The organism is Nocardia sp. NPDC051929 (genome assembly GCF_044548645.1).
In the GTDB taxonomy this organism is placed as follows: domain Bacteria; phylum Actinomycetota; class Actinomycetes; order Mycobacteriales; family Mycobacteriaceae; genus Nocardia; species Nocardia sichangensis.
On record NZ_JBIUCG010000039.1, the window covers coordinates 35,691 to 44,815 of the forward strand.

At 68.9% G+C, this 9,125-nt stretch carries 6 protein-coding genes; 4 read left to right on the top strand and 2 right to left on the bottom strand.

Annotated elements, in window-relative coordinates; genetic code table 11:
- Positions 1-12: 12 nt before the first annotated feature.
- Complete coding sequence (gene mobF, locus ACIHAX_RS36230) at positions 13-4,806, bottom strand: MobF family relaxase (RefSeq protein ID WP_397282159.1); 4,794 nt, start codon at positions 4,804-4,806, stop codon at positions 13-15.
- A 279-nt stretch (positions 4,807-5,085) separates the two neighbouring features.
- Between mobF and ACIHAX_RS36235 the strand changes: the two genes are divergently transcribed.
- Positions 5,086-5,322: a hypothetical protein gene (locus ACIHAX_RS36235; protein ID WP_397080188.1), complete on the top strand. Its 237-nt coding sequence runs from the start codon at positions 5,086-5,088 to the stop codon at positions 5,320-5,322.
- 74 nt (positions 5,323-5,396) lie between these two features.
- On the opposite strand, the gene ACIHAX_RS36240 is transcribed toward ACIHAX_RS36235, so the two are convergent.
- The gene (locus ACIHAX_RS36240; protein WP_397282161.1) at positions 5,397-5,726 is read right to left on the bottom strand and encodes a hypothetical protein; all 330 of its coding nucleotides are present in this window, start codon (positions 5,724-5,726) and stop codon (positions 5,397-5,399) included.
- Positions 5,727-5,867: 141 nt separating this feature from the next.
- Between ACIHAX_RS36240 and ACIHAX_RS36245 the strand changes: the two genes are divergently transcribed.
- From ACIHAX_RS36245 to ACIHAX_RS36255, 3 genes are all read left to right on the top strand, one after another.
- The gene (locus ACIHAX_RS36245) at positions 5,868-7,712 is read left to right on the top strand and encodes a DNA cytosine methyltransferase (RefSeq protein ID WP_397282163.1); all 1,845 of its coding nucleotides are present in this window, start codon (positions 5,868-5,870) and stop codon (positions 7,710-7,712) included.
- 95 nt (positions 7,713-7,807) lie between these two features.
- Positions 7,808-8,671, top strand: coding sequence for a phage Gp37/Gp68 family protein (locus ACIHAX_RS36250; RefSeq protein ID WP_365335813.1), 864 nt, complete (start codon positions 7,808-7,810; stop codon positions 8,669-8,671).
- Complete coding sequence (locus ACIHAX_RS36255; protein ID WP_397282165.1) at positions 8,659-9,012, top strand: hypothetical protein; 354 nt, start codon at positions 8,659-8,661, stop codon at positions 9,010-9,012. The genes ACIHAX_RS36250 and ACIHAX_RS36255 overlap by 13 nt, the downstream gene beginning before the upstream one ends.
- The last annotated feature ends 113 nt before the right edge of the window (positions 9,013-9,125 follow it).

Below are 9,125 nucleotides of genomic sequence, written 5' to 3' on the forward strand. Positions count from 1 at the left end.
GTGACCGACGACTTACAGGCTGTAGCCGGTGTCGCGGGAAGGGCTGTTGTCGAAGATCGGGGTGTCCCATCGCTCGCGCTGGCGTTGCTGCTCGGCCTCACGCTGCTGGCGTCGTTGTTCGGCGCGCTGCTTGGCGGCGATTTCCTCGCGGGAAGGCAGGGGGTTGTCCTGGGCGTGGATTTCGGCGCGGGCGCGGTTTTCCCGTTCGAGCTGGTCGGGTGGAAGCTCGGCGCGGCGCTGCTGTTCGTCGACGGGGGCTTGAGCCCAGGCGCGTTGCTGCGCGCGGTATGCGTCGGCGCGGTCGCGGTCGTGTTGTCCTGCGGCGATCTCGCGGTCAGCCTCGGCGAGGGCCTGGTCGCGTGCGGCGGTGTCGGTGGCTTCGGTGAGCAGGCGAGGCCAGAGGGATTCGTGCGCACCGATGCGGGCGCGCAGCTCGCTGAGTTGCGCGCGGGTAGCGTCGCGGCGGTCGGCGGCCTGGTTGAGCGCTTCTTCAGCGTCGGCGGCGGCCTGTTCGCGCTCAAGACGGGTTTGGCGGCTGTGCCACCACCGCAGGGCCGCGACATCGGCGCATGCTGTTCGCCAGGCGGCACGCGCGGCGGCTTCGTCGCGAGTGTGTTCGGTGTTCTGACGTTCGAGGGTTTGGGCGGTGCGGATGTCGGCGGCTTGGTCGTCGCGGCGGCGGTGGGCCTCGATCAGCTGCTCGCGAGCTCGGAGCGCAAGGGTGAGCCGGTCGGGCCCGAACCGCACGTTGGTGTACCGCAGGTGGTTATGGCGCCTGGTGACCTCACGGGCGAGGGCGGCATCACGCAGTGCCCGCAGTTCCTGGCTGCGGAGTTCGGCGATGAGGTCGACGAATTCGCGGTCGTGGCCCTCGTCGAGGTGCTCGGCCATGCGCCAGCGCAGCGCGGCCGCGGGTTGTTCGAGAGGCAGGGGTCGTTGTTCGTGGGCGGCGCGCAGGGTGGTGGGGACGTCGAGACCGGTTGCGGCGGCGCGGGTCAGCTCGGCGGCCAGCACCGGCCAGTACGGGTCTTCGGTCAGCCGTGCGTCCAGCGCGGTCGCGGTCGCGTGCCAGCGCCGCACGTCGGCGTCGCGGTCGCCCAGGACGCGGGCGAGCTCGTAGTGGAAGCCCGCTTGGGATTGATGGGCGAGGGTGCCGGGTCGTTGTTCGGGTCCGGTGAGGCGGCGATCGTTGTCGGGGATGTCGTGGACGGCGCGCCAGATGGCGAGCGAGGACAGCAGGGCCGGGTTGGTGTCGACGAGGGGTTTGGCCCACATCGGCGCAGTGGCGGTGGTCCAGGCCCGTGCGGCGGTGTCGATCTCGGCGACCAGGTCGGTGATCTGCTGCGCCCTGGCGCGCAGGTGCTCGCCGTATTCCGGGTCGGCCAGCAGGCCGGCGGGCACGGTGGGCAGCCACGACAACGGGGCGGCGCCGTCGCGGCTGCTGGTCAGGTCGATGCGCCAGCTCAGGACGGCGGCGCGGTCGGCGGCGGTGTCGAGTTGGTGGCGCGCGACCGCGTCGGTGAGGACCGCGACGGGGTCGTTTCCGGCCACCGCGAGGGTAGAGAGCTGCTTGCGCAGTGTCGGGTAGGCGGGCTCGCCGGTGAGTCCCGGTGCGAGTTGTTCGGCCGCGGCGTCGATGCGCTCCAGCACGGTCGGGTCGGTGCGCTGTTGGGTGACCACACTGATCGCGTCGGTGTAGGCGCGTGCGGCGTGGGCGAGCTGGGTGCGGGGGTCGTCGGCGTGGCGTTGGGCGGTGGTGGCGGAGACCTGTGCGCCGTCGCGGCCGAGGATGCCGGTGAGCACGTCGAGGGCGGTCGGCGGGTGGATCGCGTCGAGGGTTTCGGGTGCGGTGTCCTCGCCGTCGTGGGCGGTGGCGACGTACAGGTGGTTTTCGTGGCGGCCGCGGGTGAGCGCGACGTATGCCTGTTGGCGGGACTCGCCGCCGATGAGCACGGTGTGCGCGGTGTCGACGGTGAGGCCTTGGGCGGCGTCGATGGTGGTGGCGTAGCCGAGGGTGGTGTAGTCGGCGACGTAGTCCTCGGGCAGGGTGATCAGCCGCCCGGATCCGATGTGCGCGGCGGTGATCCGGCCGTCGGCGTGGACGGCTCGCACCCTCCAGCGGTAGCCGTTGCGGACGTGGTCGGTGGCGGAGATCCGCATCCGGTAGGCGTTTTTGCGGGTGGTGATGATGTCGCCGACGCTGGCGGCCAGTCCGTCACCGAGTGTGACCTCCCGCCGGGTGGCCGCCGCGGGGTCGCGGGCCAGGCGGGCGTCGCGGGCCCGGGTGTTCAGCTCGGTGACCAGGTCGCGGGTGGGTGCCAGCAGCACCGAGTCGCGGCCGGCGGCGGTGTCGGCGGCCCACGCCTGGAAGGCGTCCTCGACGACGGCACCGATGGTGCCGACGTGGACGCGGTCGTGGTCGACATAGTGCGCGATCGCGGCCGGATCACCCTCGCGCAGCGCGAGGCTGGCCGCGCGCTCACCAGCGTCGGTGAACCGCATGACCTGAGTCAGGGTGAGAGCGCCGGTGGTGTGGGCGATGTCGCGGATCACTCCACCGGCGGCCACAGCGGCCAGCTGCTGGTCGTCGCCGATCGCGCGGACGCTGGCGCCACGAGCGAGCAGGAACCGTATCGCGGTGTCGAGTTGGCGGGTGGAGGCTTTCGCGGCCTCGTCGATGATCACCAACGTGCGGTGATCAATCCGCCGCAGCCAGACGGGGCTATCGGGGTCGAAGATCGTGATGGGGTCGTCGATGAGGGCGGTGAGCATGTCGATCGTCGCGGTCGGGGCATGGATCTCCTCACCCAGCACCGCCGCGGCCGCGGCGGTCGGCGCCAGACCGAGCACGATGCCGCCCTCACTGGTCCACGCGCGGGTCAGCACCTGCATGGCGGTGGTTTTCCCGGTTCCGGCGGGGGCGATCGCGACCTGCAGCCGCGCCCCGGAGGTGGCGAATGCCTCGACGAGGGCGCGCTGTCCGGGGTTGAGGGTGCGGCCGTGGTTGTTGGCGGCGAACTCCACCAGCGCCAGCTGCACCGCCGTGGCCGGGATGGTGCGGCCGCCGTCGAGGTGGGCGGCGGCGATGAGCCGCTGTTCGGCGTCCACGATCGCGCGGGCGGTGTAGAGGGTGGAGTCGGCGGTGGTGTAGACGCTGGTGCCGTCACGGCGCCGCAGCACACCGACCGCGGGCACCGGATCCGGAACACCACGCGGGATCGAACACGGCTCGGCCAGCGCCACCGCGACGACCCGCTCCGCCACCTGCGCCCACTGCCGGGTGCTGACCTGGCCGCGCAGCTGGCGCTCGGTCTCAGCGCGAATGTGATTCAACTTCCAGGTGGCGCGGTGTGCGGCGACGGTGTCCACGACGCGGCGCGCGGTCTGCTCGATCCACGCCTCATCGACCTCCGGCAGCTGGCGACTGCCGGGCGCGAGGGTGTCGGTGAGCAGCTCCTCGACCGCGTGACGAGAGCCCAGCAGCTCGATCGCTTCCTGCTCCCAGGTGGCGCGCTGCTCGGCCAAGGCGCGGGGTTCGTGCTTGCGGGCGCGGGTAGAGAGCGTGGCGACTTGGGCGAGTTTCCAGACCTCGGCCGGTATCGGCGCGCGCCCGTGCTTGGCCTGGAACTGGCGGGTCAACGTCGCGAGTTCCGCGCGGATGCTGGTCGAGCGCTGCGACCACAGCTCGATCAGTTCGGCAGCGACACCGGCGATCTCGCGGACCGGGCGCTTGCTGGCGTCGCGGGCGGGCCGGTCGGTGAACCGAACGCCGAGCGCGTCGCCCAAATGCTGCTCGAGGCGGGCGTTATAGATCTCGCTGGCCGTGACCGCGTGCTGGTAGACCATCCGGCCATCCAGCGCCCGCCAACGCCCATCCAGGGTGCGGACCTTGTTCGACACCACGACGTGGGTGTGCAGGTTCGGGTCACCGGCGCGGGAATCGCGGTGCAGGAACGCGGTCGCGATCATACCCTCGGTATCGACCTGGCGGACACCGTCGGTACCCAACCTGGTGTAGCAGCCGTGTTTTTCGAGGTAGGCCAACGCGTCGGCGATCGCGGCGGCGTGCGCGGCCTCGATCTTCTCTGCGATCTCTCGCGGCGCCAACGCCCACACCGCCGACACCGACTTGGCCGCTGAGAACGTCAGGTCGAACCCGGCGACGGCCCGGCGCTCCGGACGAGAATGCCGCGAAATCCAGTCGGTCAGCTCCGGCCCGTCACGCGGTTCACGACCGTGCTCCTGGGTGAACATCTCTCGCCCGATTCGCGTGCGGATCTCCTCCCGCACATCCTTCGGCACGGGCGCGTCCTCGGCCTGGCCCGCCGCGACATTCCACGCGGTCAGGGCCTCGGCCACGCGGTGCCGAAAGCTGCCCTCCGGCACCTTGAACCGGTAGAACGGCCGCCCTAGCTGCGTGGCCTTGCGGGCAGCGGCCGCGGAGTCCCTGGCCGCGAGGCGGGCAGCGATGATCGCCTCCGCGTTCGGATGACGGCCCTCCCGGTACAAGGCGGCCATCTGCTTCTCATCGACCGGATCTCCGGCGGCGATGTCGTCGAACGCCACCAACCCCGAACCCAGCCAGATCCCCGGCACCTCACCGCGATCGGAGTAGTAGTCCGACAAGCTCGCACGGCCCCGCTCATGGCCGTCATGCACCGCAACGCATCTCGTGTAGTAGTCGACACCAGCGTCCGCGCTGAGCCTGTGCGGAGACATCACATAACCGACGGTACGGACGAACCAGACGTTGTAGGTCAGACCACACACAGCCGGTGTGCCCATAAATGCAAAAGGTGTGAACATGTGTTCGAAGGGTGGTAGGTAGAGGATAGCGCAGACGGGTGGAAGTGGGCTGGTCGGAGGGGGTTTGGGGGAGGAAACGCGATGAGGGTCGCGGAGGTAGAGAGTTTGGGTGTGGGCACTGGAGGTGTGAGTTACCGACAGAACCAAAGCCTCACCGTCCACGCTCACGCCATACCGGACGGTGCCCGTCCTGCAGGGCGGGCAACACACGGCGACGTATGGGGCTCCAACCCCAGCCTTTCTCCGCAGTCGTCGGTGCCGCGGGTGATGATGTGCGGTATGGACCGCTTCGACCAGTTCCGCTACGACCTGGGCTATCCCTGCAATAACCCACGGTGCTACGCGGCGGTCCACGCGACCCCGACGTGCCCGTACTGGCGACCCGAGCCTCTCCCTCTGCCAGAGCCGGTCCCCGGCACGCGGCCGCCTCTGCCGTACGTCAAACCCCTGGACATGCGCTGGATCTGGCTGGTGCCGCCGGTGGTGGTCATCTTCGCGCTGATCGTGCTCCTGTAGCAGCCAACTCGATGGAGGTCCATCAGCGCGAAATCTGGGAGAAGCCAACGGGATAACGCTCTGACCAGGGCGCTTCAGGCTCCGCGCGCGTAGTCCTCGTGCCAGGTCTCGAGGACCGACAGTGGCCAGTAGAGGCGATACAGGATGCGGTGGGGGGCGGGGAAGGGGGCCTTCTTCGGCCCGCCGCGCGCCAACCAGCCGGTGACGGTGCGCGAGGGGATTTCGGTGATCGCCTCGACCCCGGCGATGTCGACCCACATGTCCCCGTTCGGCAGTTCCGGCAGGCCGAGGAGGCGGCCGGCGGGGGGCTGCTGGCCGTCGGCGCGGGCCTGGCGGATCTGCGCGGATCGGTCCGCCAGGTCGAGGTCTTCGACCGGCCGGGTTCGGGTGGGGTCGGGCGGCATTCGGAAGTCGCTTTCTGTCAGGGCTTCACGGCGTCGCCGACGAGTCTAGGACAGTTTTGCAGTGTCAAAACTGTAGCAGCCCACCGAGTCGCGCTGTACAGTTTTATTACTGCACAGTTTTGGAACTGCAAGGAGGGGTTCATGTCCCGACGTGACTCGACTAGGACGCGGCCGCGCACCGCTACGCATCGGCCCGCGACTCGTCGTCGTCGGTTCCGCCACGACGATTTGGTCGCGGTGGATCTGTTCTCGGGGTTCGGTGGCCTGACCAGGGGAATCGAGATGGCCGGATTCACCACGATCCTGGCGGCCAACCACAACAGCTACAAAGTCGATGTCCACGAGGCGAATCACCCGGACGCGCAGCATTGGATCGCGGACCTGGTCGATCCCGAGTCCGCCGACTACCACGATGTTCGCGACCTGCCCGCGGCGGATCTGCTGGTGGCGGGGGTGTCGTGCGTGAACCATTCGCAGGCGAACACGCAGAAGGCCTACGAGCAGGGCGTGAGCCTGTTCGACCTCGACGACCCCGAATACGAGGATCGCGTGACCCGCTCCGAGCGGGACCGGGCGACCGCCAATTGCGTGCTGCACTACGCGGATCGGAATCGTCCGCGCATGATCCTGGTCGAGTGCACGACCGAACTCACCTCGTGGGGTCCGGCGATTCCGGGTCGCCGCAAGGTCGGTGACGGGTCGACGTACCGGTGGTGGCTGCGCGCGTTCGGCAACCTCGGCTACGAGCACAAGATTCTGTATCTGAACTCGATGTTCTTCGGGGTACCGCAGAGCAGGGATCGGCTGTACATCGTTTTCTGGGATCGTCGTCTCCCGGCGCCGGACCTGGATCATCGGCCGTTGGCGCGGTGCGGACACTGCGACGAGGTTGTGGAAGCGGTGTGGTCGTGGAAGACCGGTGTGCCGCCGACCGGCGCGGTCCGCTACGGCACCCAGTACAACTACCGGTGCCCGCGCTGCCACCGCGAGGTCGTGCCGACGATGACACCGTCACTGCACGCGCTGGATCTCACCAACCTTGGCACCCGGATCGGGGACCGCAAGCGCCCGTTGCGGCCTGCGACGATGGCGCGCGCGGAACGCTGTCGAGCGAAGTTCGCCGAGTTCCCGGCGATCCTCATGCCCGCCAAGAGTGTGCACGGCACCGAACGAGCCCTGAGCCAGCCCCTGGCCACCCAGACCAGCCAGCAGGAAACCGCGCTGTTGTCGACCGGGCACGTGTTCGCCGCGCACCGCCACAACGGCGACGGTCAGCACTTGAGCCGCCCGATGGACACCGTGACCTCCACCCACGAGAAGGCGGTGCTGCTCGCGGTCAACAACTTCCAGGGCGCACCGCGCGGTGCCGGTGACCCGCTGCCCACCCAGGGCGGCTCGCAGACGCTGAGTCTGCTCTCGACGGGAGTGGTGCCGTTCCGGAAGAACACGCTGCCGACCACCTACGCCGAAGCGATGCCGACTGTCACCTCCGAGCAGATCCCCGGCGTGCTCACCGCCGCCGGGGTGATCAAGAACAACGGCGCCATCAACGAAGCGAAGTACCGCGCCCACCCGGTCGCGGACCCACTGGGCACCATCACCGCGTCCGCGTCGCAGGCCCTGCTGTTCGGCGGCTGGTACAAGCAGAACGGGCCCTCGGGGACCGAGACCGCACCACACCCGATCATCGACCCGTTCGGGACCTTGACCTCCCGCGATACCACGGGCCTTCTCACCGCCGGATGGCGAGCAGCGCTGGCCGATCTCGCGCTGGAGGACTGCTACTTCCGCATGATGGCCGCCCACGAAGTGGGCCGCGGCTGCGGATTCGACACCGACTTCCCCGGCCACACCGGCGAGTTCGTCGTCTGGGGGACCGCACGCGACCAGGTCGACGGATTCGGCAACGCCGTCTCCCCAGCGGTCGGTGCCTGGATCGGGCAACGGCTGCGTGCGGTGCTGCACACCGCAGAGGCGATCGCATGAGCGTCCCGCCGCCGACTACCGGGGCCAGCCGTGATCCTCGCGCACCAGATCTTCCAGCAGACCATCTACAACCAGAAGACAGGACACAACCTGAAATGACCGCGATCGAATGGACCGACGTCACCTGGAACCCGGTCACCGGGTGCGACCGCATCAGCGCAGGGTGCGACAACTGCTACGCGATGGGCATGGCCAAACGGCTCAAGGCGATGGGCTCGGCGAAGTATCAGCGTGACGGCGACCCGCGCACTTCCGGGCCGGGGTTCGGGGTCACCGAACACCCCGACGCGCTCGATATCCCGCGCCGCTGGCGCACTCCGCGCATGGTTTTCGTGAATTCGATGAGCGATTTGTTCCATGCCCGGGTCAGCGTGGAATTCGTCCGTGCCGTGCTCGACGTGATCGCGCAAACCCCACAGCACACCTACCAGCTGCTCACAAAACGACCAGACCGGGCGCGGCTCATGGCCGAACGCGGCCGCATCACCTTCCCACCGAACCTGTGGCTCGGCACGAGCGTGGAGAACGGTGCGGTCACCGGGCGCATCACCGAGTTGACCTCGACACCCGGTGTCGCGGTGCGGTTCCTGTCGCTGGAACCGCTACTCGGCCCGATCGACCTGGACCGGTTCCTGTTCACCCGCCGGTGCGCCGACGGCTGCTCGTGCCGTCATCCCGACGACGGTGACCGCAACGAATGCGCCTGCGGCGGCGAGTGCACCGAGTGGCGACCGGAACCGGAGATTGACTGGGTGATCGTCGGCGGCGAGTCCGGACCGAATGCGCGCCCCATCCATCCGGACTGGGTGCGTGACCTGCGTGACCAATGTGTCGACGCGGGCACGGCGTTCTTCTTCAAGCAGTGGGGCGGACGCACACCGAAGTCGGCCGGCCGGGAACTCGACGGCCGGATCTGGAACGAATTCCCGCAGAACAGGAGCAGCTCATGCCGAGGCTGATGTCGGTGTCCCTGACCGAGGACGCCGTGCGCGACCGCCGCAAGACCGTCACCCGCCGCATGGGCTGGCAGTACCTCACCCCGGGTACCCGCCTGACCCTGTGCCGCAAGGTCATGGGCCGCAAGCCCGACGAGCCGCTGGTGCGCATCGTCGATGTCGAAGTCCTCGATGTGCGCCGCGAGCGCCTGGCGCTCATCTCTCCTGAGGATGTCGAGGCCGAAGGGTTTCCGGCTATGACGCCGGAGGCGTTCGTGGAGTTCTTCTGCCGCAGCCACAAAGGCTGCACCCCGGACACGGTCGTCACCCGGATCCACTGGCGCTACCTCGACGGCGACGAGTAACTCCCACCCAACGAGTAAGGCCCGTGACGAGTACACCTGTGAAAAACAGCGGTAAGGACATGGGCCTGCCCCGTCACCGGGGATTGGCCAGGCCGACTGGACTGGATCCCGCG

What these genes read in the sequence shown, in the direction of transcription:
- mobF (WP_397282159.1), bottom strand. Translation starts at nt 4,806, where the DNA reads ATGTTCACACCTTTTGCATTTATGGGCACACCGGCTGTGTGTGGTCTG.
- ACIHAX_RS36235 (WP_397080188.1), top strand. Translation starts at nt 5,086, where the DNA reads ATGGACCGCTTCGACCAGTTCCGCTACGACCTGGGCTATCCCTGCAAT.
- ACIHAX_RS36240 (WP_397282161.1), bottom strand. Translation starts at nt 5,726, where the DNA reads ATGCCGCCCGACCCCACCCGAACCCGGCCGGTCGAAGACCTCGACCTG.
- ACIHAX_RS36245 (WP_397282163.1), top strand. Translation starts at nt 5,868, where the DNA reads ATGTCCCGACGTGACTCGACTAGGACGCGGCCGCGCACCGCTACGCAT.
- ACIHAX_RS36250 (WP_365335813.1), top strand. Translation starts at nt 7,808, where the DNA reads ATGACCGCGATCGAATGGACCGACGTCACCTGGAACCCGGTCACCGGG.
- ACIHAX_RS36255 (WP_397282165.1), top strand. Translation starts at nt 8,659, where the DNA reads ATGCCGAGGCTGATGTCGGTGTCCCTGACCGAGGACGCCGTGCGCGAC.